This is a genomic window from Lysinibacillus sp. NPDC097868 (assembly GCF_044761135.1).
Lineage (GTDB): Bacteria > Bacillota > Bacilli > Bacillales_A > Planococcaceae > Lysinibacillus.
Genome location: NZ_JBIWBS010000004.1, coordinates 23,212 through 49,996 on the forward strand (window position 1 = coordinate 23,212; position 26,785 = coordinate 49,996).

Consider the following 26,785-nt stretch of genomic DNA (forward strand, 5'->3'; position numbering starts at 1 on the left):
TATGTGAGGCGAGACGGCAGGTACTTGATGTAATCAGTTTACCGGAAATTACGTCTGAAAACTTTACCTTATTCAATAACAGCACCCTTCTCCAAAAGGTACTGAAGTCTTGCTAAATCGTTAGAAAGAAAAATAATTCAATTGCTTTATGTTTTAAGTGGTAGAACGTTACCAAACATGATTTGGGGACATTATTTTGTATGCGATTGTATGAAGATAATCACTCATAAAATTTATCATAAAGATTTGAGAAACAATTTTCCGCAGGTAATATTTAAGAGCGTTTTCCAGCTAAAGGGTGCTTAGTGTAACGAGGATTTAAAAAAGTATGCAATATAAACACCTGACAAACGTTCCAAAATACCCTCAAGTCCCGCACTGAATGGGATATGAGGGTATTAATATATATTTCTTTGTGTTGAATCTACATGGCGGGTTTAATGACCAGTTCACTTACATCGACATATTCAGGCTGTTCTAGTGCATAGACAATCGCACGAGCAATCGTCATGGCTGGCAGCGTGGTACGTCGGTATTCCCTCATCATTTCTTTTGCCTCTTGATCAGTAATGCTCTCAGCTAGTTCTGATTCCGTTACGCCCGGCGATACAAGGGTCACACGGATGCCTTGCCCTGCTGTCTCTTGCCGCAATCCATCTGTTATGGCACGTACGGCATACTTGGTTGCGCAGTAGACAGCTGCTGTCGGAGTTACTTCGTAGGCACCGGTGGAAGCGATATTGATAAAATGTCCGAAACCTTGCTTTTTCATGAGTGGAAGACCTGTGGCAATGCCATGAAGAACACCTCGAATATTGACATCAATCATTCGATTCCATTCCTCGATCTTCAATGCTTCCAGTGAAGAGAGGGGCATCACACCGGCATTGTTAATAACAGCGTCCACTCGGCCGAAATGACTTTGGGCTACTTCCATAATCGCCTCCATCTGTGTCAGTTCGGTTACATCGAGCTGTTGAACGACTACAGAACCACCATCCGACTGAATGTCAGATGCCAATGCCTCCAGTCTTTCTGTACGTCTTGCCCCGATGACCACATGAACACCCAAGCTTGCGAGCAGTCGAGCTGTTGTTTCACCAATTCCGCTGCTTGCTCCCGTAATCACCACTACTTTTCCATTAAGTATAGACATTATTCCTTGCTCCCTTCATGATCTTCTTCCAAATAAAGCACCATACCGGCATGATAAAGCACACCGTCGACAAAATCACCATCAGCTGTAAAGCCTGTATCATCGACATATTCGATATGGTTGCCTTCGATGGTATAGCTGCCTTGATAGGCGCTTTTGCGGTTTCCACGGGCCTCATCATATCGCCCGTTCGGTAGCAGCTCGTGTCGAATATAGCCGTCCGCGGTAACCCACATACCTGCGTATAGATGAGAATTAACATATTCTGATTTCATTTCATAATCTCCTTTCACAATTAAACAATGGATCGCACCTGGATTTGGGCAGGACTGAAATGTAAATAGAGTGAACAAAAGTGCCCATATTAGCTGATTAATCAATTCTATCCCTCCAATTGAAGTGTCTGACCATAAATTCATTATGAACCTTAAGGGCAAAGGGGAGGTAGTCGGTATTTATATAATAATTGCCTAATACTCCAATAAAATATAATATAGTGAATAAAGAACCCTTAAGTGTTACTGCAAAAAATGGAGGAACTGCCTATGGAGAAAATCACAGAATTAGCAGCGTTGATTGAGAGAAATGCAATGATGGATGGAACGTATGAAACAGCTATACCCGGCCTACGATTTATTCGTACTTCTCGGATTTCTGAGCCAGTTTACTCAGTTTATGAGCCTTCTTTATGCGTTGTAGCTCAGGGAACAAAATTGGTCATGCTCGGTGAAGATAGCTATCAGTACGATTCGGTCAGTTATTTGACAGCGTCTGTTCATTTGCCAATCACAGGGCAGGTTGTGATGGCTTCATCTGAAAAACCGTATTTATCTGTAAGTTTGCAGCTTGATATGCAGCAGATTTTCGAAGTCGTTCAATCTTCAAGCGAAGTGATTTCCGATGATTCCACAGTACGCGGACTCGTCATCAGTCATATCAATGATTCCCTCCTGGAAGCGGTATTACGGCTTATACGACTGCTGGAGACTCCACAGGATATACCAGTACTTGCCGCAAGTATAAAACGGGAGATTATTTACCGGATTTTACAAAATGATGATAACTATTCTTTAAAGCACTTTGCGCTTGTAGGGAGTCAGGCTCAGCGAATCGCAAAGGTAATTGGGTTATTGAAACGTGAATTCGCTAAGCCTTTAAAGGTGGACGACTTAGCGAAAGAGGCGAGGATGAGTGCGTCCTCCTTCTATAGCCATTTCAAGGAAATCACAGGTATGAGCCCCATCCAGTATCAAAAACAGCTTCGACTACAGGAAGCACGCCAATTACTTTTAACTGAAAGCTTGGAAGCGGCTGAAGCGGCATTCCAGGTAGGCTATGAAAGTCCATCGCATTTCAGCCGGGAATACAGCCGTAAGTTTGGCTTATCTCCAATGAAAGACATCCAACGTTTGCGGGAAAAGCTTTTGCATCAGAAGTTAGATGCTATGAGTTAATAGATAATTAAATATGAGGTGAATTTATTGGATAATTTATGGCGAAATGGTGTCCGGGAAACGATCATAAGTGCGCTTTAAAATTTGCCTCATAAATGATGAAGTTGTATATTTAAATTGTTAATAACAACACTGATTAACGATAATAGGAACAATCACGTTAAATTTGTGGTTTTTCTGAAAGGGAAACATTTAGTTGGAATTAAAAGACAAGGTAGTGATTATTACAGGTGGTGCTGACGGTATTGGCGCTGGTATGGGGCGTGCAATGGTAAAAGAGGGAGCAATTGTTGTGGCAGTTGACCGAAATCCGGAAGCCGGCGCAAACGTTTTGGCAGATTTACAGCAATACTCACCACAATCTAGCTTTATTGAATTTAATTTAACAAAGCATGATCAAATAAAAAATGTAGTGGAACAATTTGTCGAATAGTAAGGTCGTTTAGATGTGTTAGTGAATAATGCACACGCTTCTAAACAAATACCATTCCTTGAAACAACACCAGAACATTTGGCATTGTCAATGGATACAGGCTTCTACCCTACATGGTATTTAATGCAAGTAGCGATTCCACATCTAAAGAAAACACATGGTAATATTATTAACTTGTATTAGGGGCCGGGTTAAAAGGACATAAAACACAAGCTGCCTATGCAACAGCGAAAGAAGCGATTCATGTTATTACGCGCGTTGTTGCAAGTGAATTTGGTGCAGATGGCATTACAGTGAACTTGATTTCACCTATCGCCAATTCAGAGGGTGTACAGGCATGGGCAAAAGCACAGCCGGATTATTATCAAGGGGTACTTGCAGGTATTCCGATGGGTATATTCGTTGATCCAGAACAAGATATCGGACGTGCTGCAGTCTTTTTAGCTTCAGAAGACTCAAAATATATAACAGGTCAAACATTTTTGGTTGATGGCCGCTCGATCATGCTCCATTAATACCGTAAATTAAATAGATAACATATACAAAGAGCTACGCCTATCCTTCAATATATAGGCATAGCTCTTTTAGATTTATGCGAAGCAGTATCCGAAATAATTTATGCTAATTTAGCATGTTTACCATATAAGAAATGACGTAATAGAAAACAATAGTAAAAAGTCCGTGGATACCGATAGTGTGAAACTAGTGGAATAGGAAAAGAGGATTTCGGCGCTAAACCGGGTTCTCTTTTTTGCGGTTATAGGGGGCTTTACCTCCGACATTAATCAGGAATCACAAAATAGGGAATACCCGAGGAAAATAAAATTTAAAAAGTTTGTAACGAAATAAAAGGTCGCGGTATTAATACTACGAACAGTATGAAAGTGAGGGCAGCTATGAATAAGCTTGAGGAACAATATAAAGAAATCCATCCGAAACTCTATTCGTTTTTTTATTCCAGGACAGGTAATCGGATGACGGCTCAAGATCTTTGCCACGATACCTTGTATGAGGCATGTAAAAGTATCGGCTCTTTTAGCGGACAATCCACCTTGTCGACTTGGGTGTTCTCGATTGCGACGAATTTATTAAAAAAATATTACCGGAAAAACAAGTATCAGCAAAGCTTAATGCAAAAACTCGCAACGATTCCGGAGACTAACATCCATTCACTGGAAGAATTAGCTGAAATCCATGAAGACACAAGAATCCTTTTACACCATATTTCGAAACTGGATGATGCCTCAAGAGAAATCGTATTGCTGCGCATTTATGGAGAACTGAGTTTTGCAGAAATTGGTCTTTTGATCGGCAAGTCAGAAAACTATGCACGGGTGACGTTTCACCGGCTGAAATTAAAGATCCAAAAATTAATGGAGGTGACTTTATGAATAAAGAATGTGCGATTATACAAGACCTTTTACCTTTATATGAAGAAGATTTGCTTCAGCGAGAGACAGTTCAGTTTGTCGAGGAACACTTGAAAAGTTGCCGGCAATGCCGCCAGATTGCAGAACAGTCTCAAATTCCGCTGCCTGCCGAAGTAGCAGCACATAGCGGGGGTTCTAAAAATATGATTCGGAAAATCACGCTGAAGTTAACAACCATACAGATTTTCTTTGTCGCCATTGCCTTTATATTAGCAATGAGTACGACGATTACGAATGATAATAGTGGCTTTATCTTAACCTATGCTTTATTGGGCGCCATTACTTATCTGTTTTACCGTTCAATTGTTATTGTGGTCCTGCTTGCGGGCATACCGAATTTCATATGGAACTGTCTGCTGTATATGACGGACTGGTTCGGTAAATTTTATGCTCAAAGTTTTTCGGAAGCCCTTTCCATCGCACTTACAACTTTAATTATTCATTTAATATTTACCTTTATTGGAATTATGATCGGTTTTTGCATTCTTAAAATAAGAGAGGAAAATGATTGATGAAAAAGAAAATGCTATACAGCGGATTCGCTGTTTTACTAGTTGCAGCTCTCGTATTCGCTTACCTGCAAATGAGCGGAAATACAATGGATAAATACAAAGCAAAGGAGAGCCTGAAAACATTTCTGCAGCAAACATATCCCAATATGGACTATGAGATTAAGCGTTCGGTAGGGTATGGGTGGACGGATGGCACGTATCGTTTTGAAGTAGTGAAAAAGGACTTAATCGCAGTTGAAACTACCTATTCATTTTATGTCTCCGCTTTTGAACCATATGAAGTTTTTAGCGATACTATTCATGAAGCCAACATAGACAAGGAGGCTTCCCAAAAGTTAAACGAGGAGGCAGAACAGTATATTTTAACGCTGCTTCAGGGAAAAGTTCCGCAAGTTGATTCGGTGGCTACTAATGTGGAAGTATACAACAATGTTGCCGAGGCATGGACGCCGCAGTTCAAAACACCCAAGCCGATGCTCATTATACTGGAAATAAAAAAATGGAACCTGACAAAAGAACAAATGTTGAAGCAATGCAAGACCGTGCAGGATCTATTGAATAAGGCATCGATTGATTATTATCTAACAGAGGCGGGCTATCGAAGTGTAGTGAATGGAGAAGAAATTTATGAGTATGTCAGCTTTACTCCAGACCAGGAATTGACATTGGATGATGTAAATTAAAGCGAATCCACATAGCATTCAGTGTTTTTTGAAGGCTTGGTTCCAAAAGGTTGGTAGTTATTTAATTATCGGGCGTATTCCGGTAGGGCTGTTGTAAGTTCGATTTCATTTACCCACCTTGGATGTATCGCTTCCACATGTTGTTGAAAAGTATTGGCAATTCTTGGTGATGATACTTTGTCAATAAGCCCCAAAATATGAAGGGTCAAAGTCAATCCTTGGGTCAATGCCAAACTGTTTAAAAAACTGTTGAATTGCTGGAGTTTTATGAACAATTGCTTTTCATAGTAAGCACAATTTGAACAGCCACAATGTTCTTTTTCAGAAATTAGAGGAAGTTCCTTATATAATTCTTTTGTTTTCTGAATATCTACATTCACAATTTGCCCCTTTAAAATAAATTGTTTCATTTTTAACGCACTTTCCTTCTTTTAAAAATCCACTTTATTATACTAATTAAAGAATATTCCCAAACCGACGTTTGGGAATATCTTTTATAAAGCTCTTTTTCTTAAAAAATCTCTTATATACGGGGTACAGACAGCAAAAAGGAAAAATTGTACGTTAAGACCAGCAACCTTGATATAACAGCAAAAGTACCAATAATGTTCGTTTATGGTGCTTTATTGAATAACAGTTTAGATTTACAAAAATGGCTCACTTATAGCCCGAAAACCCATTCCCAAAAATAAAGTCCCTTAAATTAGGGAGAGATTCGTTTTTGGGAATATCTTAGCATACAAAATTACCGAAATGTTGGCGATACCCCATGCTGGGCGCACACAAAAAACACCTTACATATAAGGTGTTAAAAGGAAGCTTCTTCTGGTGGTACGATTTCGAATTCATCATCTGCATAAACTTGCTCCGCATTATGGGTTCCCCATTGACAGAGCTCCTGCAAGATAGGATTAAGAGATTCTCCAAGTTCAGTAAGTGAATATTCAACCTTCGGCGGTACTTGATTATACATTTTTCTGCTCACAAGTGCACTGGCTTCAAGCTCTCTAAGTGTTTGAATCAGCATTTTCTGAGTTATATTTGGGATAATGCGCTTTAATTCACTCGTTCTCTTTGGTCCACCCATTAAAAAGTATAATACAAGGCCTTTCCATTTTCCGCTAATAACTTCCATTGTCATTTCAAAACCACAACTAAATTTTTTCATGTCTAAACCCCTCTATTACGATATTGTTACTTTTTAGTTAGTATATAACGAAAAAGTGGGTACTTCCAATAATATATGTTATAGATGGATAATGATAATATACCTTGTAAGGTGCTTTTCAAGTACTTAAAGGTACTAGATACTAGACATAAAACAAAATTAACTCAAAAGGAGTGTTAAGTATGGGGAAATTTGAAGGTAAAATAGCGCTTGTAACAGGTGGAACAAGTGGGATTGGTCTTGCTACAGCACAAAAATTTGTAAACGAAGGTGCATATGTTTATATCACAGGACGTAGACAAAACGAACTTAATAAAGCTGTTAACCAAATTGGCAAGAATGTAACCGGTGTTCAAGGTGATATTTCTAAGCTTGAAGACTTAGACAAACTATATGACATTATAAAGCAGGAAAAAGGTAAGTTGGACATTCTTTTTGCTAATGCAGGCACCGGTTCCTTCCTTCCATTAGGTGAAATTACTGAAGAGCAGTTTGATAGAACGTTTGACATTAACGTTAAAGGAACCATCTTTACTGTTCAAAAAGCGTTATCACTATTCCCTGACAAAGTAGGTTCTATTATTGTAACGGGCTCTACTGCTGGATCAATTGGCAACCCAGCGTTTAGTGTATATGGAGCATCTAAAGCAGCATTAAGAGCACTAGTCCGCAACTGGATTCTTGACCTAAAAGGTACTGAAATCCGTGTAAATGTGGTTAGTCCAGGAGGTATTCTTACACCTGCATACGATGAGCTTTTTGGTGATGCACTTGAAGAGGTACTGGAAAATAGCAGAAATACTGTTCCAGCTGGAAAAGTAGGGACACCTGAAGAAGTAGCTAACGCTGTATCTTTCCTTGCTTCAGACGAAAGCAGTTACTTGACGGGTGTTGAATTGTTCGTAGACGGTGGGCTAGCACAGGTTTAATTTAACAGCAGAGATTACAAAGGGGGAATATTACGGATGACTAACAATACTAATCAAGTTGTTCTAAACATTCGTTTCAAAGTTAAACCAGGTAAAAAGGAAGTCTTTCGAAATTCACTTTATTCACTTGTTGAAGTGATGTCGAAAGAACCTACCTTTATAAATGCTATTATATGCGATGATATTGAAAAGCAGGATGATCTTGTGATTTATGAAATCTGGCAAGGTACAAAAGACAGTTGGTTACAGGAAGAATTGCCAAAGCCTTATCGGAAAAAATATGAGGAAATTCTTGGTGATCTACTTGAGGATAGAATTATAAGTTATTTAATCCCAAACGGAGAATGGGGAAGTAATTTAACGAATGGATCAAGAACAAGCTTAGCAAGCCTAAAAGCCTCTATATCAACGGTTTAAGTAACTTGTATAAAAAAGGCACAAACGCTGTTATAAAGTGTACCCTTTGTAAAGGACATTTTGAAAAAGGTTAAGCAACTTGTTGAAGTTGCTGTCTGTATTTTGCAGGTGGCAGCTTTTTTTAATTCCACTGGCCTCGATAATGATTATAGCACGTCATATAACTCTTAATCGCTTGTTTTACATCTTCTAATGTTTCACATCTTTTAAATTTGTTGCATCCTTAAAATGAACAAAGAATGATTCTTGAAGTTAATTATTCAAACAGTTTCCCATGACGTTGACTGACCTAAGCTCATTTTCTGTATGAGAGGCTTGTATAATGGAAGCTCTAATCGGAATGGATAAACGCATCCTTTGCTAAATGCACGGGGGCTCTTTACAGAAGAACAGATGAATAAGATGGGGCAGGATCCAAACGTATATTTATGTGGCTGAAGCGGCCATCACATATACACCTGCATTTAAGCTGGAGGGTATCATTGCCAATAGTCGACCTCTCAGTCGAGTAGCCAATGGGGTTTTCACCCAAAGGAAAGTTGATTCCAAAGAAAGGGCTGTTTTATAGTTAGTGGTGAACTTTGCTATGCTTCTAAAACTGATATGTAAATAGCCCTTTAATACTTAATTGGGTTGGAATAAAAATCCACTTCAAAATTAAAAGAAAAAAACAACACATCATCCCCAATACAAATTTTCTATTTGAGTAAACTAAACAAACAATTTAGCTCTAAACAGGAAAGAAAGATAGAAAATTTGTTGGAAAAACAAAAAAGGGCCTCTTTTCTTATAGGACCACATTTTGAGAAAAATAAATACTTATGCAACTGCGGTAGAGCACTAGTAAAAAAATACAAAGTCTCTAATTTAGTGACTTTGTATTATTCTATAATCGTATTTGACTCGAACATATTTTTTCGAATAGATATATATAGCCAAAGATCACCGAGTAATTATGCTTGATTCTAATGTTTTAAAGCAGAACTATAAGTTTGAATTTTATCCATTCTTTCTGGGCTGAGGAGGAAGATTTCTTCCCCCTATTTTACCAAGGCACAACTCCATGATCATCAAAAAAGCCACCAGTTGGACCATCACTATTTATTGTGGCAAGTTTCACAACAATGGAAGCTGCTTGTTCGACTGAACGATAGCCACTGTTACCGTTTAAATCGGTAGCTGTAAATCCAGGACAAACTGAGTTGATTTTAATAGGAGAACCACTTAATTCTTTAGCAAAGAAAACGGTTAAAGAGTTTATAGCCGTTTTGGAACTATTGTAGGCGAGCGAATTCACGTTATAAAATTCCGATGTTGGGTCAGAATTTAAGGATAAGGAACCTAATCCGCTAGAAAGATTAACAATTCTTCCTGCAGAAGAGTTTCTGAGCAATGGAAGCATAGCTTTAGTGATAGAGAATGCGCCGAAAACGTTCGTTTCATATGTACTCTTGAGAACGGCAAGTTCCAGTTCACTTGGGGGTATATTACCTTCTAAAAACACTCCGGCATTATTAATTAAGACATCAAGCAATCCATACTCTTGTTCAATTTGTTTTACAGCGGAGTCAACAGAAGTGAGGTTTGTAACGTCAAGAACCACTGTTTTAGCTTTAATCTCCTCCTTTTCCAATAACGTTACCGCCTCAAGTCCTTTTTTTCATTTCTTGATCCTAATAATATCTCATATCCCATTTTTCCTAATTGTCTAGCTGTCTCAAAACCAATACCTTTGTTACCACCTGTAATTAATACAATCTTTGATTTATCCATAAAATGTCCTCCCTCTTCATTTTCTTTAAACTATTCATGTACAACATGCATTAATATCTCATTATGACGATTAGGTTTTACATGTTACCCTGATATGGACTCCTTTCATTTCTGATATATTAAATATAGTGAAAATGATTGATACATGTAAGTACGCACATTTTTGTAACTTAATTAAGGGGTGGCAATATGGGATATGGGTTAAAAGGATATGGCGATTGCAGTGAAGAAGTTATAAAAGCTTGCCCAATTGAGATGGCTCTAAATCTGATAGGTGGAAAATGGAAAGGTATAATTATCGATATTTTATCCACTAAATCGGTCAGATTTAATGAACTTAAACGATTAATACCAGGGGTTTCACAAAGAATACTAACTTTGCAACTTAGGGAACTTGAAGCGGACGGAATAGTGAAAAGGACGGTAGATGATACTGTCCCACCAAGGGTAGAATACTTCTTAACCGAACAAGGAAATGAGTTATTATCTATTATTAATTCCTTAAGAGTATGGGTACAAAATCACCAATCTAAATCTTGATAACAATGACAAAAAGGGAGAGTTCCCCCACGTAATTTTATATAAAATTCAGACAGCATCTTTCTGTTGTTCACTTAATTGCTTAGCATGTATATTTTAAAGCTTCTAATTGTCTATAAATATAATTATAGTAATAATAAAAAATACTTAAATAAAAGGAACTATTCACTTGAGGTATAAGTAATCGAGAGTCGTGAGACATTGCGAGTGCCCGGAAACTGTCGTTGACAAGGTAGAACTTATACTTTCTACAATCATTAAAGTCCTATTAGAACCAGAACTCGTATGGAGAGTTTCATTATTAGCAGTGCTATCGAGCAGGTGCATTACAACTAAGAGCTGAAATGTTAAGTTGTATAGAGATAAGATTAAGATAGACGGTAAAGATATGTATAAAATTCGGAACTCTTAATAGTAGATAAAGTTATTCAACAATCTGACAATTTACCATAATAAGGAAAGTTCATTTTTCATTAAAGGGCCATTAATGGAATAAAAGTTGTAAAATAATCATGATCTAATACAATTAGGAGGGAGGCTATGATGATAAGACTTTTAAATCTACAAGATGTCGAGAACTCAAATAAGAGTCAGAAACCTCATTCGTTTAAACGTTCCGTATGGAAAAGCTTATGAGTGGGGAAATACCCGAAAAGGGTTCTTGCGTATCTCAAATAGCCCCATATTACACAAAACCCTCGGCAATTCCTATTGAAAAAGCCAAGGGCTGTAAAGTCAGCAAGTTCGATATGATACTTTGCGTTATTCAACTTAATTGAACTGCCGTATACAGAACCGTACTTACGGTGGTGCGAGAGGACGGGAGTCTTCGTACTCGATTGTCAAAGACTCCTAGAATCTTGATTTTCCAAAATAAAGAACTAAGTTCAAATATATCAATATTTACTTTAAAACGTTTAGAGCAATCTTGGCAGCCTGCTCAATTAGTGCATCATCAAATTTAGCATCCTCCGAATCATGGCGGGACATAATCGCAATGACGATGGGTTCTTTGTTTGGTGGCCAAACAACTGCGATATCATTTCTAGTTCCGTAATATCCAGCTCCACTCTTATCACCGACCTCCCAACCTTCAGGTGCGCCTTTACGAATGAGAGTATCCCCTGTAGCATTGCCCTTTAGCAAATCGATAAACATTTCACGCTTAACATCGGAAAGTAAGTCACTGAGTGCAAAAGCCTGTAGACTGGTAGCAAGAGCTTTTGGTGTGCTAGTGTCTCGAGAATCTCCTGGGGTGAATGCATTTAAATCTGGTTCAAAGCGATCAGCCTGGGTAACGGTATCACCTATTTGACTTAATGCTTGTTCAAAACCTTCTGGACCTCCGATTGCCTCAAACAAGAGGTTTCCTGCTGTGTTGTCACTGAATCGAACTGCCGCCTCACTTAATTCCAAAAGGGTCATTCCAGTATCCACGTGTTTCTCTGTAATCGGAGAATAGGGAACTAAATCATCCTCGGTATAGGTAATTACTTCCTTAAGATCTTCCAAAGAGTTTTGCTGCAGTAAGATGGCTGCAGCTAATGCTTTGTAAGTAGATGCAAAAGCAAAACGCTCTTCTGGTCGATATTCAATCGTCTGATTCGTGCCCGTATCAATCGCATAAATACCAATCTGAGCATCAAACTCATTCTCGAGTTCAGCAAATTTTTCATCTGTTTTTGTAATTTGTTTCACTTCGTCCTCCTCTTTTGACAGATTATTAGTCGAACTGTCTTTATCTACGCAAGCTGAAAGTGCCATCACTGCGACTAACAGCATCATAAGTCGTGTAAAGTAGTGCATGCTGCGTTTATGTTTATATGTTTTGTTCAAATTGAAAACCTCTTTCTAGTATTAATTCATCCAATATATAACTGGCCACTTTTTACCTAGCAATGATGAAGTAGTCTTAATAGCCAATCTATACCTCCCTCTAAATCATTAGACTACAACTGTAATCCAATATTACAATTGTAGTCTGTAAAATGTCAATCCTTTTAAACTAAAAAATATTTGCACTTCCTTTTAGGAAAGTTCATAAAGACCCTCCAGCACCAATGCTGTTTGATTCAACACTTTTTCAAAAATCAATAAATTGATAAACTAATAATGAGGTGTTAAAATGAAATGTCATAAAAATGTAAAGTGGATTAGGAAAATAAGTAAGTGATTATTTTTATTGAGGTAGTTGTAACTTACAGAGGGAAATCTAGGAGAGTAAATCATGACAATGATACTTCGGAAAATGGAGGTAAAGAAGTATGTTCTTAACACATTTTGTCACAAGTTTTATTGTATCCTCTATTACTATAGCAGTTATTTTGCTTATTAGGAGATTATTCTCTGAGCAACTTTCAGCAAAATGGCAATACAATCTATGGTTTTTATTGATAATCGCAATGACGCTTCCATTTATACCGAAGCAGTTGATTCATTTTGAAAATCATTTTAATTTATTCAATGTAAAACAAATCAATAGTGTTGGCGACTCTACTCTCAGGGCCACTGAAGTTTCTAGGCTCGATAATGTAAATTGGATGCAGGACTTTACGGTATCTGTTCATCATCTTGAACTGAATTTCTTGAATGTCGGATTAGCCAGTATTTGGATTGTAGGCATGCTTGTTATGGCTTTTCTGTTCCTACAGGCAGGGGTCAAAATAAGAAATATTAAAATAACGACTACAATCTTGAAAAACAGAGACATTTTACATGTATTTGAACGATGTAAGGATCAGCTAAAGATATCTAAACCTTTAATTGTAGGAGAATCACCACTTGCCATATCTCCAATGATATTCGGTCTGTTTAAAACATATGTTGTGCTGCCGCTGGATCTTGACGAAAGGATGTCTATAGAAGATATTAAATATATTTTGATGCATGAACTGCATCATTATAAATACAAAGATATAGCAACGAATTACCTTATGATCATTTATCAAATTTTGTATTGGTTTAACCCGCTTGTATGGTTTGCTTTTAAAAAGATGAGGACAGATCGTGAGATAGCTTGTGATATGGCTGTTTTAACATCTTTAGATGAGCATTGTTATGCAGATTATGGGAATGCTATTATTAATTTTGCAGATCTTTCATCACATTCAAAAGAGTTTACTTGGGTCAATCAGTTTAACGGCCCTAAGGAACAAATAAAAAAAAGAATTAAAAAAATTGCTTCCTATACAATAGAGTCGAAGTGGATGAAACTAAAGAGTATTTCAATCTTTACTCTTATTGGTGTATTTGTAGTAAGTCAGGTTCCATTTGTTACCGCCATGGCAACTACTAATAACCGTTATGATTTTAATAATGAACGCACGCTTTATGAGGATTTAAACAATTATTTTGATGGATACGATGGAAGCTTTGTTTTATATGATATGAAAGCTGATCAATATCGTATTTATAATAAAGATAAAAGCACGCTGAGAATTTCCCCAAATTCTACTTATAAAATTTATAGTGCCTTAATTGGACTAGAGTCACATGTAATAACAAATGAACATTCCAATATGAAATGGAATGGAGCAAGATATCCTTATGAATTATGGAATAAAGACCAAAACTTATCAACTGCTATAAGAAATTCAGTAACCTGGTATTTTCAGAAATTAGACCAAATTATCCCGGAAGAGACCATCAAAGGCTATCTGGAACAGATGAACTATGGAAATAATGATCTATCAGGAGGGGCAAACTATTGGCTGGAATCTTCTTTAAAGATTTCTCCAGTTGAACAGGTTCAATTAATTTCAGCGTTTTATACAAATCAGTTTGGATTCGAGGACACTAATATCGAAATTGTTAAAGATTCCCTTTCGTTAGAAAGATACAATGGTTCTCGTCTTTCGGGGAAAACGGGTACTGGAAATGTGAATGGCAAGAATATAAACGGTTGGTTCATTGGATATGTAGAAAACAAGGATAATACTTATTTCTTTGCAACAAATATACAAAATGTAGATAATAGTTATGGAAGCAAGGCTGCGGAAATCACGTTATCCATTTTGAGGGATAAAGGAATCTATAAAGGAAACATGTGAATGAGTTGAAGCATTTAAGGAGGAGGATAAGGTTGACAAAGGAAATCCCCAATATTTCAGAATCAGAATGGGAAGTAATGAATGTTCTATGGCAAAAGGCTCCACAAACGGCCAATGACGTAATATTATCCTTGCAGGAGCAAACGGATTGGAAGCCGAAAACCGTACGTACTCTTTTGGACCGTCTCGTTCATAAAAATGTAATAGGTGTCAATAAAGATTATAGGGTCTATACTTTTTTCCCACTTTATTCGCAAGATGAATGTCAACGCGCCGAAGCACAGTCTTTTATTAAGCGAATTTATGGTGGAACGCTAAAGTCGATGCTAGTTCAGTTCATCCAGGAAGATTCTTTATCGGAAGAGGATATTAGTGAATTACGTTCCATTTTGAAAGAAAAGCCTAAAAAGTAACCAAAAGTATTATAATACTTCTCAGAGTTGTGAAAGTGCTATTGAAATCATGTTTAGTTATTCCATAAAGCGATTATTAAGTTTATCAGTCTAATTCCTCGTAAAAATTGCGGAGGTATTAGACTTTTTTTATCTCTTAAAATTCTTATTTAGATTAGATTGTGAATCAATGCAACTAAACTAATGGAGTAGTTTTAATTCAATGATAGCTTTATTAAAAGGAGGCATTTAGATCGTGATTAAATTGCCTAATGACTTTGTGGAAAACTTTCCTTGCGACTAAAGGGGAGATATAGGTATTGAGGATTGTAAACAGTTTTGTGAAGGGATTCTCTGCAAAGTATTTAAAGATTCCAATGCTTATCCATTAAATTTTGTAACATTGGAAAAGGAGAACTACTTTGAACATTAAAAAAGATTGAGATAATTGGCCCATCAGGGTTGGATATAAAGTTTGTTTGCGTTGAAAATACCATTCTTAATTCCGTTATTACTTATTTGATTACTTTTTTTAAAAAAATATTCGGTAGTTCAAAATAATTTATAGGGCGAATTTTTTTGAATAAATAATATTTTAATTAAGTTATTTTATAGTTAATTTTTGAAAATAGTTATTTATTTGCAATAAACACTTGCTTATTTAATTTATTTAAGTTAATATTTGGTTAAATTTAAAAGGAAAGGGAGTATGTAAATGGGTTTATGGATGGTTCGTTCAAATCCAGGCAGTCAAGAAAGAATTACTGATTTTCTTATGGGGGGGATTATCGCCGTACATTGGGGTATTGGGGATTTAACTGGATGTAAGACTAAAGAGGATGTTGCAAAAGTGGTGGCGCAAAAAAAACTTGAGGCAAGAGACGCCAGTTTAAAAACAGGATTATTGTATAAGTTCGTTAACGAAATGAAAATTGGTGATTTATGCCTTGTTCCTAATGGAGATGAGGTATACGTAGGTGAAATAGTTAGTAATTACCATTTCGATTCAGGGTCAAAAGGTTTTGAACATCAGCGAAAAGTGAGATGGCATGGTGGAGAATTAATTTGGCGAGAGGATTTACCAGGGGAACTTCAAAAATCTTTAAGATCTCGATTAGCATTAGCAGATATTACTAAGCACGAAGAATTATTTAATAAGTACCTTAATAGCGAACCGATAATTGAGGTCGAATCGGATGATTTGTATCCGGATCTAGAACTAATAGCATTGTGGGATGAAGCCATCCAAATAATTAAAAATGAAATCAATAGTGATGATCCTGACAGACGTTTAAAGGCAGCTATTGCGGTTATTGGGTTAAATGGCAAAAAGAATTTAGATACTCTTTTAAACAAATAACGATATAAAAGAGAGCTTACCGAGGCTTTCTGTATTGAGAATTATTCTCATTCGACATCTAAGCTTTTTCTTTCATAAAGCTACACAAAAATTTGTTTTTTGAGAATACAGTCCAGTATAATAAGAAATTACAATCTACTATAATTTAGAACTTTAGTTTAAATTTTAATTTATGCAGAGTTGTTTGTGTACACTATATGTAGTATAATCTAAAAACGTAAAGCACTAAAAAATACTATATGTTGATTTATTTATTTTCTTACATACTTGTAGAAAAATAATAAAACAACTAATATAGAATATACGTTCCGTATAAGAGGTGATTTTATGGGGAAATAAAAAAGTTATAGCACATAGCACGCCAATGCAATTAGCTATAACTTAAAATTTTTCATTGGAAACGGAAATTTCCATCTGCCTACCATCGTTTCGCCAAAAACGATGTTAAACTAAAAAATAATAAAATTAATAAAAACATAGCATGATTTATGCTTTTTTTCAATAAAAGTATTAAAACTTTTAGTATAAAGGTTAGCGTAGGCAGTAACCCCATTAAAATTAGGATGAGAGGTTACGAACTTGAAAACATTAAATTTACCAACAGAATTACCGATTTTTAAAGAAATGATTGAAGAGTTAGATCTACCAAAGCATATTGAAGAAAAGGTTAATAAGCGTTACGAATCATTAAGTTCATGGTTTAATCGTGAAAATAGCATATTAAAAGATGTGGATATTGAAATTTTTGCTCAAGGATCATTTGCACTTGGAACTACGATTAAGCCTATAAATGAAAATGAAGAGTATGACTTAGACATGGGATGTAAACTAAATATCTCAAATTTCAAAACACTATATAGCCAAGAAAAGTTAATTAAGCTAGTTAAAAATGAAATTGAGGCTTATCGTAAAGCCAATAATATTCAAAACGATGTTGAAGAAAAAAGGCGATGTTTGCGTTTAGTTTACAAAGACGAAGTAGCCTTTCATCTAGATATAGTTCCATGTATTCCACTAAATCAAGAGAAAGAGACAGAATATCGAAATGTTTTACTAGAGAATTTTAGTGATCAAACTTTAGCGATAGATGTAGCAAAATATGCTGTTAACATTACAGATAATGAACGATATAACTTTGAAGAAATATCAGAGGATTGGCACATTAGCAACCCACAAGGTTATCTGCGATGGTTCCATGAAAGAATGAATCAGCAACTCTCTATAGTTTTGGAGCAACGAGCAACTGTAGAATCGATACCTTTCTATAATAAAAAAAGTGTTTTACAACGTTGTATTCAACTGTTAAAGCGTCATCGTGATAATATGTTCTTCCATCCTGATCAGCTTCAAAAAGCTGAAGGAAAGCCAATTTCAATCATACTTACTACACTTGCAGCACAAGCATATGATGGTGAAGCAAGTGTTGAAGAAGCTATTGTAAATATTTTAGATAAAATGCCAGGCTTAATCAAAACACAATCGCCTAGAATTCCGAATCCAGTTAAACCTGAAGAGGACTTTGCAGACAAATGGGCAGACCCACAATACGCTAGTCTGTATTTAGAAATGAACTTTAATACATGGATAATTCAAGCAAAACGTGATTTTTCTGAATTAATGAAAACAGATAACTTTGGACAAGTTAAGACTATTCTGACTGAAGGATTTAACATAGCGGTAGATGAAGCGAAATTACAACAGCATTATAAGTATCAAAGTGCAGTACCTAAGCCAATTGCTATTAGTACCCCTAGCGCAAAGCCATGGTGTAAATAATGAATTTAGGTTATATACAATATTTCCTAGAAACGTACACAGAATTTCGGATTCGTGAAATTACAACAGATGCTACACTGCTAGTTGGTCATTTTAAACGTGATTTAACACACGAAAAACATGGAGAAGTATCATTAGACTATTCACTTTTAATCTCTGTCCCCTTTGAGTATCCTAAATTAGCACCTCAAGTATTTGAAGAGTCTAAAAGAATAACTGTCTCGCCAGAGAATCATATTAATTACGATGGCTCTCTTTGTCTTGGCACTCCCTTTCGTATCAATGCTCTTTTGAAACGTAATCCAAGTTTAACTTACTTTTTTGATAACTGTATTCTTCCGTTTTTATACAGTGTTACATTGAAAAATAAAACGGGTAATGGTTTTGTGTTTGGGGAAACTGAACATGGTAATAAAGGAGTTATTTTAGACTTGCAAGAGCTATTTCATTTATCTGAGATAGCTCAAGTAGTTCAAATGTTAATGATACTTAGTAAACCTAAAAAAGAAGCAAATAAATTAATATGCCCTTGTGGCTGTTCTAGAAGAGTAACAACTTGTAGTTATTTTTATAGGGTACTTTCTATGAGAAAATACTTATCCAGAAGTGAATGGGAAGATCAATTTGATCAATTGAAAAGAGGTTAAGTAATTTATGAAGAAAAAGATATATATTCAATTATTTATAATTCTAATCCCTTTATTGTCTGGGATAATTTGGCCATTACAGGACTTATTTTATACATTCCTCTCTTTCTTTTTCAACATAGACCCATTAAAGATCTTCATAGCATCTATCTCAAACAATAACAAATTCAATTCCATTATATTAGGTGGTTTGCTTACGGGATCACTATGGACTTACCGTAATAATAAGAACAAAGATAAATTACTTAATACTGGAAATAATTATTTTAACTCTGCTTATTTTCATTTTTGGATAGGTTCAAAAATCTTAGGTTATGGTAAAGTTACGTTAATTAAAGTACCTATACAACTTCAATATAAATTAATTATCAATGATACATTTCAGGAGATTCTTGTGGATCCTGATGCTAGGGAAAAAGAAGAAGACGTAAATGTAACTACATCAAATTTTGAAGTTGAATCAGATACAATAAATTTTATTCTAAGTGACACATACCAAACTAAAATTGAAGAAATTCCTCAAGTAAAAAGAAATTTACCCACAATTATTATTGAAAGAAGCAGCGAATATAACGGTGTGAGGACATTTAATCCTAATTTTGTAAATGAAATACGAAATTATTCTAATTTATATAGTCGTAAATATACGCATATTAATATATTTGCTACAACAAATACCAATCATAACAAAGCTATTGTTGAACAGTGTTTTAAAAACGGTGGGAGAACAGGATTTAAAAAAATTTCTGTTTTTGATCAAAAGACTGAATCTATTAATAATAGTAGAAAGTATTATTTTTATAAAGAACATATTATTCTTTAGTAAGAAGAAGCACATATTAAAAGTGATTTAAAGGCACAAGTACTATCGGGATTTATATCCTATTTTACTTGTGTTTTTTTTATTTTCAAAAGAAAGGAAGAATACATGGAAAAGTAAGCAAAAGATGTTTTTGGATATACAATAAATTGTTTAAATATTTAAATAAATCTATAATTTATATTATAATATGAGTAATGTTATTATTATTCATTTTTACTTGAAATTTTTTGGATTAGATAAAATTCTTCGTATAAAAACTATGGAGGTTCTATGTTAAAAAAAGATATCCATAAAGACCCTTACACGGGTTTACGCCCCCCACTCACGCCATTACCTTTTACCAGCCGAAAGAATTGTTAATATACCAACTACAAGGAAGCAGAATCAACTGGGCTTTTGAAAGACAAAAAAGTCAGGAACTGAACATAAAGGTAGGGAACTAACATTCAACCATATGTTTGGCTATCGAACAAAATAAAATCATAATTAAAACTCGATCCATTCAGCATAGGTCGAGTTTTTTACGATTATTGTAAATGTAATTTAAAGGTTTTTGTGGAAATTCACTAATCAAGTTCTGTGTTAGAGATAAGAAGGAATGTGAGTTATTCAACTAACTCAAATGAGGTAAAAAGGACATTTCACTTAGGGTAAAAGAATATGAATCCATTAAAAATTGAGTTTAGAGAATAATTCTAGGCTCATCTTTAATATGGAGATAGAAAAAATTAAACTTATACTATATATTGTGTTTGATGTTTTTTGACTTTTCTATATGTAGTGCAATATAATCCGAGTAAGAACGTGTTTTCCTATTTTTACTCGGTTAAAAATTTAAAAAAGAAAGGAATTATCTATGGTTAAAAATTTTGGTAAAAATGATTTAGTAGATGATTTGTTACAACGTGTGGGTGAAAAATTGCAAATTAGTAAAACGCAGAGACAACTTGCAGAAGATCGTTATAAAGCAGTTGGAACTTGGCTTTCGAAAGATGGAGATTTATTTAATGGTGCAGAGATAAACATCTAACCTCAGATTAAGTATTAGTACAACGGTTAAACCACTAGCTAGGCAAGAATACGACCTAGATTTAGTATGTGAAATTGATGAGTCATACCATGGAAAGGACCCTATTACGTTGTTAAATACGATTGAACAAAGGTTAAAAGCTAATGAGATTTATAAGGATAAGGTAGAACGGAAAAATCGTTGTATTCGTCTTAATTACGCAAATGAATTTCACATGGATATCCTACCAGCACACCCCGCTAACCCAGGTCAAGATACATGCGTTAAGGTTCCTGATCAAAAAGCAGAAGATTGGAAAGATAGTAATCCGAAAGGCTTTACAGCTTGGTTAAATGATCGTTCTATTATAATTAAAAAATCCTTTGAGGTACGAGCTGATATTGAACCATTACCTAACGATGAAAGTGTTGAAAGAAAAGCACCGTTAAAAAGGGCTGTTCAATTAATCAAGCGATATCGAGATATTTATTTTAAAAAATACGCTGATTCAGCACCGATCAGTATCGTTTTAACAACGCTCGCTGGACAAGTATATGAAGGACAAGCTTCCGTTAATGAGACATTAACACACGTTTTAAATCAGATAACAGCCTTAATATCACAAAGTAATAAAAGATAAGTTGTATTGAATCCGAGTAATGAAAAAGAAGATTTGAGTGAAAGATGGGACGGAAAACCTGAATTATTTCGTTCATTTGTAACATTTATTCAAGCCTTTAAGATTAACTGGGAGCAATTGAACGAGTTACAGGGTTTGAATGAAATTGCTGACAAATTAAAGCAAATGTTTGGTGAGAATGTAACAAACCAAGCATTCAAAGAACAAGCTGCACATATAGAAAAATCAAGAAATAATAAAGGACTTGCAGTAATTGGCTCAGGTTTACTGGTTGCAGCAACAACAGAAAAAGCAATTGCTATGGAGAGAAACACGTTTTATGGCGATTAAGAAGATTCCATATAAAAAGTTGTTTTTACCACTAGCTGAACAAATTGTTGCAATGAAAAATGATTTTCCTGATTTTATTGCAGATTGGGATAAAAATGTTGTTACTTGGACAGGCGACCTTCAACCGACACCATTAAGTAAAAAATATACCGTTCGTATTTTTTATTCTTTCCTGCAATTGTTAGACTCTCTGGATTCATGCCGTTCTCATTACAATCTTTTTATTTACAATTATCTAAAAATTTGAAATAATAATAGCTGTAGTATAGATTCATAAATTCAATTGCTATTTCCGAACTTAATTAAATTGGTAAGTATAACCAAGACTATTAAGGGGCAATTAATAAGCTAATACGCTTATTTATTATGCCCTATTAGTTTTGGTTTTTTTGTTCTCTATAAAATTCAATAAATTATTAAAAATTTACTGGAAGATAAATGGGGGAAGTGAAAAGGTAGAAGAATACAGAAGAGAAAATGGGAGAATTCGAGTGAAATAGAAAATGAAAAGGAGATATTATTTATGTCAAAACGTCAACGTAAAAATAAAACTGAGAAAAAACTAAAAGATGGTTACGGTCAGGGCATAGGAACAGAATATAAGCCATGGATAACAATACAAGAAGTTCCTTCAACCGGACGCTCTACTAGATTAAAGGGTATAAAAATACCTAGGCAATTTGAGTTTTTATCAGATTTAGAAAGAAATTATTTTTATCTATTAGAATATTCCGATGTAGTGGTGGATATTCGTGAGCAATATCCATTACTACCAATAGAGGAGACAATTGTGATAGCTGAAGAATTAGGGATAAAGCATCCAATTCATCCAGAAACAAAAGAGCATATTGTAATGACAACTGACTTTTTAGTTACAGTAAATACGGGTGAAGGTGTAAAAAATCTAGCTCGGACACTAAAATATAAAGATGATTTGTTAGAAGAGAGAGTGCTTAAAAAATTTGAAATTGAGCGAGTTTATTGGGAAAAGCAAGGAATTGATTGGGGGATTGTTACGGATATAGAAGTTCCAAAAAATATTGCACATAATATTGCTTTTGTAAGGAGTTATTCTAATCTTGCTCATATAGAGGGCTTTAGAGAATGTTCAAATAGTGAAATTGAAGAAATGACTATTTATTTTGTTGGTCAGTTGTTAAAAAATCAATATCCACTGAAACAAATTGCAAAGAATCTAGAGAGAGATTTTGGCTTAATGGTGGGATGTGGACTTTCATTTTATAAACACTTAGTTTTTAATAAAGTAATAGAAATAGATATACAGAACAAAATTGATTTAAATCAGATTCAGTATATCAAGGCCGTGCATAGAGATTTCTCTGAGAATGTGAAGGCAATATGATTTTTTACAATCAAGTTTATCAATACACTCAAAAAGAGGAAAAGAGCCGTATTCGAATTATTGAATTGGAATCATCTATTGTATATTTTGTAGATTTACATGGCGATACATCTATGCCTAAAAGCATTCTTATTGAGGATTTAGAAAACGAAATTGATGGTGATTTCTTATTGCCAATCCCCGATCCGTTTTTAAAAAGTTATTCAGATAGGGATTTAACTGACAAGCAAATTCAAAAGCGTGAACAGGATTGGAAAGTAGCAACAGTCGGTTGGGAGAATTACAAAGATCAGTTGTTAAATAAGAAAACTCGTGAATCTACTTTGCAGCAATTAGCTGAGAAATTTGAAATACCTAGGATTAAGGTTAAGCGTATCTTCTCGCGTTTTTGGCAACGTGGATTAAATAAAAACGCATTACTACCAGACTATATGTATTCTGGTGGAAAAGGTAAAGAAAAGAAGTTAAGTGAACAATCAAATATTGGTCGAAAAAAGAAATATCATAGTTTCAAACAAGGGATTAGTATTACGGATTCTGTGAAAAAGCAGATTTTACATGTCATAAAAGCGTTTTATAGGAAAAAAAATCAGCCAACAATACAGGATACGTATGATCATTTATTAAAGGAATACTATTCAGATTCATTTTATGAAGGTAACGTATTGAAATATAGGATATGGGAGGAATCAAGGATACCTTCATACGATCAGTTTTATTATTGGTTTAAAAAATTAGAGGACCCTAAACTAGATATCCAACTACGGCATAGTGATAAGGAATTTAATTTAAATCACCGTCCATTATTAAGTAATTCAGCATTAGAAACTGATGGTCCGGGAACACGTTTCCAAGTGGATGCAACGATTGCTGATATTTATTTAGTAAGTTCATTCGATCGTAACTTAATAATCGGCCGTCCTGTTGTTTATGGTGTTGTCGATGTTTATTCACGGTTAATGACCGGAATTTATGTTGGATTAGAGGGTCCTTCTTGGATAGGGGCAATGATGGCATTAGATAATATGATAACTGAGAAGCAAGGGTTTTGTGCTCGTTATGGTATTGATATAGGTGAAGGACAATGGCCTGCTCATCACTTACCAGGAATTATTATTGCTGACCGAGGGGAATTTGAGGGTTATTCTGTAGAGAACCTTATAAACAATTCAAATTTAAAAATCGAAAATACTTCACCTTACCGAGGAGATTTAAAAGGGATTATTGAGAGACAGTTTAGAACAATAAACGCAAGGATAAAAAGACTGTCTCCGGGAGCAATTCAAAAGGAGTTTCGAGAACGAGGAGATCGAGATTACAGATTAGATGCGACATTAAACTTAAATGAATTTACCCAAGTTATTATTCATTTGATGCTTGAACATAATAATAAAATTGTTGATAAATATCCATTAGAAAAGAAAATGATAGTAGATAAATTAGTGGCTAAACCTCTTAATTTATGGAACTGGGGTATCGAAAACAAAAAGGGGCGTCTACAAGTAGTAGATAATCGAATTATATTTAGGTTAAATCTACTTCCTAAAGCTAAGGCACGAATTACTCGAGCAGGAATCCGATTTAAAGGATTATCTTATGGCTCAGAAAAAGCAATTAATGAGCAATGGTATTTAAAAAAACGGGGAGAAAGTTTAGAGATTGTTTATGATCCTCGACAGATTAATCAAATTTATATTCCATATGCAAATGGTTGCAATTATGAAACGTGTTATTTACTTGAAACAAGTGTTCAATATAAAGGTGACTTTTTAGAAGAGATTGAGTTTTATAAAGAACTTCAACAAGAAGCCAAAGCACAAGAAAAAAGTAAACAAATAGATAATCGGATTAATACTAATAGTGCTATCCAATCAATTATTAAACAAGCTACTAAAGAAAAGAAAGATTCGGAAGTTATTCATATAAGTAAGTCAGAATATTTAAAAGATATTCGAGCAAATAGACAAGCTGAAAAATTAATGAATCGGCAACGGGAGAATTTTGATTTAACGTCAGTGACTAATCAAATGAAGGCCAATGTGATTGATTCAAATGTAAAAGAAAATCCGCAAGAGGAAATTCCAATGAAACATGGCTCGCGTTTAATGGAGAAATTAAGGAGGAAGCGAGATGAAGAATATGAAAAATGATTGCAATTCAGTTCTTAAGGGAGGAGTTGAAGAAGCAATTTATAAGGATCAAATATTGTTAGAGTACAATAGAAATCCTTTCATTGAAGCTCTGCCCCCTATTTTCAGCGAAGATGATGTATTAGAAAGGTTTATGGTAAAACCACGTATTACGCAACAAGATAAGCAAAGTGAAACGAACATTCGGTACCATGTGCTGAAGCGTGTGAAAAATTTCATTCAGCCGTTACCAATCCACTTTGAAGTTGAGCGTCGTTTATCTACATTAATACGTAGAGGCTATTTAGCGCGAAATCCCTTAGATAAAACATTTTTAGAACGTATTCGAGTTTTACATGAACTAAGAGAAAACGAAATTGAGGCACATAAATATATTGATGAACGTCTTAATTATATTCGTTCAACAGCAGATAGCTTATCGATAATTGGAATTTCTGGTATCGGGAAGACGACCGCTATTGAACGATTACTATTAATGTATCCCCAAGTAATTAAACACCAGTTGTATGTAAAGCAACTCTTCAACCGTACACAGATTGTCTGGCTCAAAATTGATTGCCCTTATGATGGTAGCTTATCTACACTCTGTAAAAGCTTCTTCAAGGCTATTGATGACTTATTAGGAACACGTTATTTAGAGAAATACGGTTATTTAAATCGTGTGACTTCAACAATGCTATTACATATGACTTCATTAGCAAGTATGTATGGTATTGGTGTCCTTGTAATTGACGAGATTCAACATCTTTTAATCGCTAAAAATGACCAAGAAGAAATGCTTAATTTTTTTGTGACATTATCTAATACAGTTGGAATTCCAACCGTTTTAATCGGTACTTCAAAAGCACAACAATTATTTAAAGGGAACTTTCGTCAAGCTCGCCGTGCAGCAAGTGATGGTGCAATTATATGGGATCGTATGGCTCCAGATAGTGAGGAGTGGCAGTTTTTTTTAGAAACTTTGTGGGAATTACAATGTTTAAAGCAATCTTCAGAGCTCACGGAAGACATAAAAAAAACTTTTTATGATGAATGCCAGGGAATCACTTCTGTTGCTGTAAACTTATTTATTTTGGCTCAAGAAAGAGTTTTATTTGATGATTCAAATGAATCTGAAATTATAACATCTAGGGTTTTAAAAAAGACAGCAAAAGAAGACATGAAAATAATTCAACCAATGCTGAATGCTATTCGTAAAAACAATATGAAGGCTATGAACGAATTTGAAGATATTATGATTAATTTAGACGAACTTATGATAAGTCATAAGCAGAATACAGAATACGAAGGCAGGGTAAAGGATGCAATGAAGGAGCGCTTTAATACACTTCATTATAAGCGACAAGAGGTAATTGAAAGTCTCAGTTATGAAATTGCATCCCTAGGAATTTTTGAGAATTTAGTCCCTAATGATATTCGAAATTTAGTATCTAAAATCGTGGAGAATCAACCAATTGACAGTGAATACAACAGTTTAAAATTTGACGCTGTGGAGAATGCTATGGCTTTAAATCAAAGGAAAAAAGAACAGAAGTTTAAATCCATGTCTAAGGAAGAGTCTTTGCCGTTATTAACGTTAAGGAACAAAGCATTAGAAAAGAAAAAGCATCCATATGAATTATTAAAAGCGAAAGGATTTATAAAGCCAACTATTGAAGAGTTTTTGTAAATATATTAAAAAACTTTAGATATAATATAGGTTTATTTAAAAAAATGTACAGACAACAAATTAATGCGAGTTAATAGGAGGA

At 34.8% G+C, this 26,785-nt stretch carries 27 protein-coding genes and 3 pseudogenes; 22 read left to right on the plus strand and 8 right to left on the minus strand.

What is annotated here, in order from left to right; all coding sequences use genetic code 11:
• Positions 1-424: 424 nt before the first annotated feature.
• Both ACIQXJ_RS19145 and ACIQXJ_RS19150 read right to left on the minus strand, forming a co-directional pair.
• Complete coding sequence (locus ACIQXJ_RS19145) at positions 425-1,156, minus strand: SDR family oxidoreductase (RefSeq protein ID WP_403056480.1); 732 nt, start codon at positions 1,154-1,156, stop codon at positions 425-427.
• Complete coding sequence (locus ACIQXJ_RS19150) at positions 1,156-1,431, minus strand: Atu4866 domain-containing protein (protein WP_403057041.1); 276 nt, start codon at positions 1,429-1,431, stop codon at positions 1,156-1,158. Before ACIQXJ_RS19150 ends, ACIQXJ_RS19145 begins: the two co-directional genes overlap by 1 nt.
• A 270-nt stretch (positions 1,432-1,701) precedes the next feature.
• On the opposite strand from ACIQXJ_RS19150, the gene ACIQXJ_RS19155 reads away from it, so the two are divergent.
• The 5 genes and pseudogenes from ACIQXJ_RS19155 (at position 1,702) to ACIQXJ_RS19175 (ending at position 5,668) form a co-directional block, all read left to right on the plus strand.
• Positions 1,702-2,610, plus strand: a complete 909-nt coding sequence (locus ACIQXJ_RS19155) for an AraC family transcriptional regulator (RefSeq protein ID WP_403056483.1) — start codon at positions 1,702-1,704, stop codon at positions 2,608-2,610.
• A 196-nt stretch (positions 2,611-2,806) separates the two neighbouring features.
• Positions 2,807-3,558, plus strand: a pseudogene (locus ACIQXJ_RS19160) (SDR family NAD(P)-dependent oxidoreductase).
• 381 nt (positions 3,559-3,939) lie between these two features.
• Positions 3,940-4,434, plus strand: coding sequence for an RNA polymerase sigma factor (locus tag ACIQXJ_RS19165; RefSeq protein WP_403056486.1), 495 nt, complete (start codon positions 3,940-3,942; stop codon positions 4,432-4,434).
• Positions 4,431-4,985 carry a zf-HC2 domain-containing protein gene (locus ACIQXJ_RS19170; protein WP_403056489.1) on the plus strand — a complete coding sequence of 185 codons (555 nt, stop codon included), beginning with the start codon at positions 4,431-4,433 and terminating at the stop codon, positions 4,983-4,985. The genes ACIQXJ_RS19165 and ACIQXJ_RS19170 overlap by 4 nt, the downstream gene beginning before the upstream one ends.
• Positions 4,985-5,668 carry a YfjL-like protein gene (locus ACIQXJ_RS19175; RefSeq protein WP_483869693.1) on the plus strand — a complete coding sequence of 228 codons (684 nt, stop codon included), beginning with the start codon at positions 4,985-4,987 and terminating at the stop codon, positions 5,666-5,668. Before ACIQXJ_RS19170 ends, ACIQXJ_RS19175 begins: the two co-directional genes overlap by 1 nt.
• 65 nt (positions 5,669-5,733) lie before the next feature.
• Here the strand turns inward: ACIQXJ_RS19175 and ACIQXJ_RS19180 are convergent, their stop codons facing one another.
• Positions 5,734-6,078: a hypothetical protein gene (locus tag ACIQXJ_RS19180; RefSeq protein ID WP_403056495.1), complete on the minus strand. Its 345-nt coding sequence runs from the start codon at positions 6,076-6,078 to the stop codon at positions 5,734-5,736.
• 398 nt (positions 6,079-6,476) lie between these two features.
• Positions 6,477-6,836, minus strand: coding sequence for a winged helix-turn-helix transcriptional regulator (locus ACIQXJ_RS19185; RefSeq protein WP_403056498.1), 360 nt, complete (start codon positions 6,834-6,836; stop codon positions 6,477-6,479).
• A 182-nt stretch (positions 6,837-7,018) separates the two neighbouring features.
• Here ACIQXJ_RS19185 and ACIQXJ_RS19190 point away from each other — a divergent pair, with 182 nt between their 5' ends.
• Both ACIQXJ_RS19190 and ACIQXJ_RS19195 read left to right on the plus strand, forming a co-directional pair.
• Positions 7,019-7,765, plus strand: a complete 747-nt coding sequence (locus ACIQXJ_RS19190; protein ID WP_403056501.1) for an SDR family NAD(P)-dependent oxidoreductase — start codon at positions 7,019-7,021, stop codon at positions 7,763-7,765.
• Positions 7,766-7,801: 36 nt separating this feature from the next.
• Positions 7,802-8,182, plus strand: coding sequence for an antibiotic biosynthesis monooxygenase family protein (locus ACIQXJ_RS19195; protein ID WP_403056504.1), 381 nt, complete (start codon positions 7,802-7,804; stop codon positions 8,180-8,182).
• Positions 8,183-8,303: 121 nt separating this feature from the next.
• Here ACIQXJ_RS19195 and ACIQXJ_RS19200 read toward each other — a convergent pair.
• The 3 genes and pseudogenes from ACIQXJ_RS19200 to ACIQXJ_RS19210 form a co-directional block, all read right to left on the minus strand.
• Positions 8,304-8,384: pseudogene (locus ACIQXJ_RS19200) on the minus strand (hypothetical protein); the annotation flags it as partial.
• 843 nt (positions 8,385-9,227) lie between these two features.
• Complete coding sequence (locus ACIQXJ_RS19205) at positions 9,228-9,815, minus strand: SDR family NAD(P)-dependent oxidoreductase (RefSeq protein WP_403056507.1); 588 nt, start codon at positions 9,813-9,815, stop codon at positions 9,228-9,230.
• Between the two features lie 5 nt (positions 9,816-9,820).
• Entirely contained in the window at positions 9,821-9,955 is a 135-nt protein-coding gene (locus tag ACIQXJ_RS19210; protein ID WP_403056510.1) for an SDR family NAD(P)-dependent oxidoreductase, read from the minus strand.
• Positions 9,956-10,144: 189 nt separating this feature from the next.
• Here ACIQXJ_RS19210 and ACIQXJ_RS19215 point away from each other — a divergent pair, with 189 nt between their 5' ends.
• Together ACIQXJ_RS19215 and ACIQXJ_RS19220 are read left to right on the plus strand one after the other, a co-directional pair.
• Positions 10,145-10,495 carry a winged helix-turn-helix transcriptional regulator gene (locus ACIQXJ_RS19215; protein WP_403056513.1) on the plus strand — a complete coding sequence of 117 codons (351 nt, stop codon included), beginning with the start codon at positions 10,145-10,147 and terminating at the stop codon, positions 10,493-10,495.
• Positions 10,496-11,057: 562 nt separating this feature from the next.
• Positions 11,058-11,210: pseudogene (locus tag ACIQXJ_RS19220) on the plus strand (group II intron reverse transcriptase/maturase); the annotation flags it as partial.
• A gap of 188 nt (positions 11,211-11,398) precedes the next feature.
• On the opposite strand, the gene bla reads toward ACIQXJ_RS19220, so the two are convergent.
• Positions 11,399-12,331: a class A beta-lactamase gene (gene bla, locus ACIQXJ_RS19225; RefSeq protein WP_403056516.1), complete on the minus strand. Its 933-nt coding sequence runs from the start codon at positions 12,329-12,331 to the stop codon at positions 11,399-11,401.
• 428 nt (positions 12,332-12,759) lie between these two features.
• Here bla and ACIQXJ_RS19230 point away from each other — a divergent pair, with 428 nt between their 5' ends.
• The 13 genes from ACIQXJ_RS19230 to ACIQXJ_RS19290 all read left to right on the plus strand — a co-directional run bounded on the left by ACIQXJ_RS19230 (position 12,760) and on the right by ACIQXJ_RS19290 (position 26,703).
• A complete protein-coding gene (locus ACIQXJ_RS19230) occupies positions 12,760-14,544 on the plus strand; it encodes a BlaR1 family beta-lactam sensor/signal transducer (RefSeq protein WP_403056519.1) in 1,785 nt (594 codons plus the stop codon).
• A 32-nt stretch (positions 14,545-14,576) separates the two neighbouring features.
• Positions 14,577-14,957 carry a penicillinase repressor BlaI gene (gene blaI / locus ACIQXJ_RS19235; protein WP_403056522.1) on the plus strand — a complete coding sequence of 127 codons (381 nt, stop codon included), beginning with the start codon at positions 14,577-14,579 and terminating at the stop codon, positions 14,955-14,957.
• A gap of 694 nt (positions 14,958-15,651) precedes the next feature.
• Positions 15,652-16,296 (plus strand): hypothetical protein, encoded by a 645-nt coding sequence (locus ACIQXJ_RS19240; RefSeq protein ID WP_403056525.1) that lies wholly within the window; start codon positions 15,652-15,654, stop codon positions 16,294-16,296.
• 579 nt (positions 16,297-16,875) lie between these two features.
• Positions 16,876-18,072 (plus strand): nucleotidyltransferase domain-containing protein, encoded by a 1,197-nt coding sequence (locus ACIQXJ_RS19245; RefSeq protein WP_403056528.1) that lies wholly within the window; start codon positions 16,876-16,878, stop codon positions 18,070-18,072.
• A complete protein-coding gene (locus ACIQXJ_RS19250; protein ID WP_403056531.1) occupies positions 18,072-18,719 on the plus strand; it encodes a hypothetical protein in 648 nt (215 codons plus the stop codon). The genes ACIQXJ_RS19245 and ACIQXJ_RS19250 overlap by 1 nt, the downstream gene beginning before the upstream one ends.
• Positions 18,720-18,726: 7 nt before the next feature.
• Positions 18,727-19,542, plus strand: a complete 816-nt coding sequence (locus ACIQXJ_RS19255) for a hypothetical protein (protein ID WP_403056534.1) — start codon at positions 18,727-18,729, stop codon at positions 19,540-19,542.
• Positions 19,543-20,398: 856 nt separating this feature from the next.
• Entirely contained in the window at positions 20,399-20,572 is a 174-nt protein-coding gene (locus ACIQXJ_RS19260; RefSeq protein WP_403056537.1) for a hypothetical protein, read from the plus strand.
• 73 nt (positions 20,573-20,645) lie between these two features.
• Positions 20,646-21,191, plus strand: coding sequence for a nucleotidyltransferase domain-containing protein (locus ACIQXJ_RS19265; RefSeq protein WP_403057044.1), 546 nt, complete (start codon positions 20,646-20,648; stop codon positions 21,189-21,191).
• Positions 21,192-21,197: 6 nt separating this feature from the next.
• The gene (locus ACIQXJ_RS19270; RefSeq protein ID WP_403056540.1) at positions 21,198-21,521 is read left to right on the plus strand and encodes a hypothetical protein; all 324 of its coding nucleotides are present in this window, start codon (positions 21,198-21,200) and stop codon (positions 21,519-21,521) included.
• The gene (locus ACIQXJ_RS19275; protein ID WP_403056543.1) at positions 21,511-21,768 is read left to right on the plus strand and encodes a type II CBASS E2 protein; all 258 of its coding nucleotides are present in this window, start codon (positions 21,511-21,513) and stop codon (positions 21,766-21,768) included. The genes ACIQXJ_RS19270 and ACIQXJ_RS19275 overlap by 11 nt, the downstream gene beginning before the upstream one ends.
• A gap of 276 nt (positions 21,769-22,044) precedes the next feature.
• A complete protein-coding gene (locus ACIQXJ_RS19280) occupies positions 22,045-22,884 on the plus strand; it encodes a TnsA endonuclease N-terminal domain-containing protein (RefSeq protein ID WP_403056546.1) in 840 nt (279 codons plus the stop codon).
• Positions 22,881-25,034: a Mu transposase C-terminal domain-containing protein gene (locus ACIQXJ_RS19285; RefSeq protein ID WP_403056549.1), complete on the plus strand. Its 2,154-nt coding sequence runs from the start codon at positions 22,881-22,883 to the stop codon at positions 25,032-25,034. Before ACIQXJ_RS19280 ends, ACIQXJ_RS19285 begins: the two co-directional genes overlap by 4 nt.
• Positions 25,015-26,703, plus strand: a complete 1,689-nt coding sequence (locus ACIQXJ_RS19290; protein ID WP_483869691.1) for an ATP-binding protein — start codon at positions 25,015-25,017, stop codon at positions 26,701-26,703. The genes ACIQXJ_RS19285 and ACIQXJ_RS19290 overlap by 20 nt, the downstream gene beginning before the upstream one ends.
• Positions 26,704-26,785 lie beyond the last annotated feature (82 nt).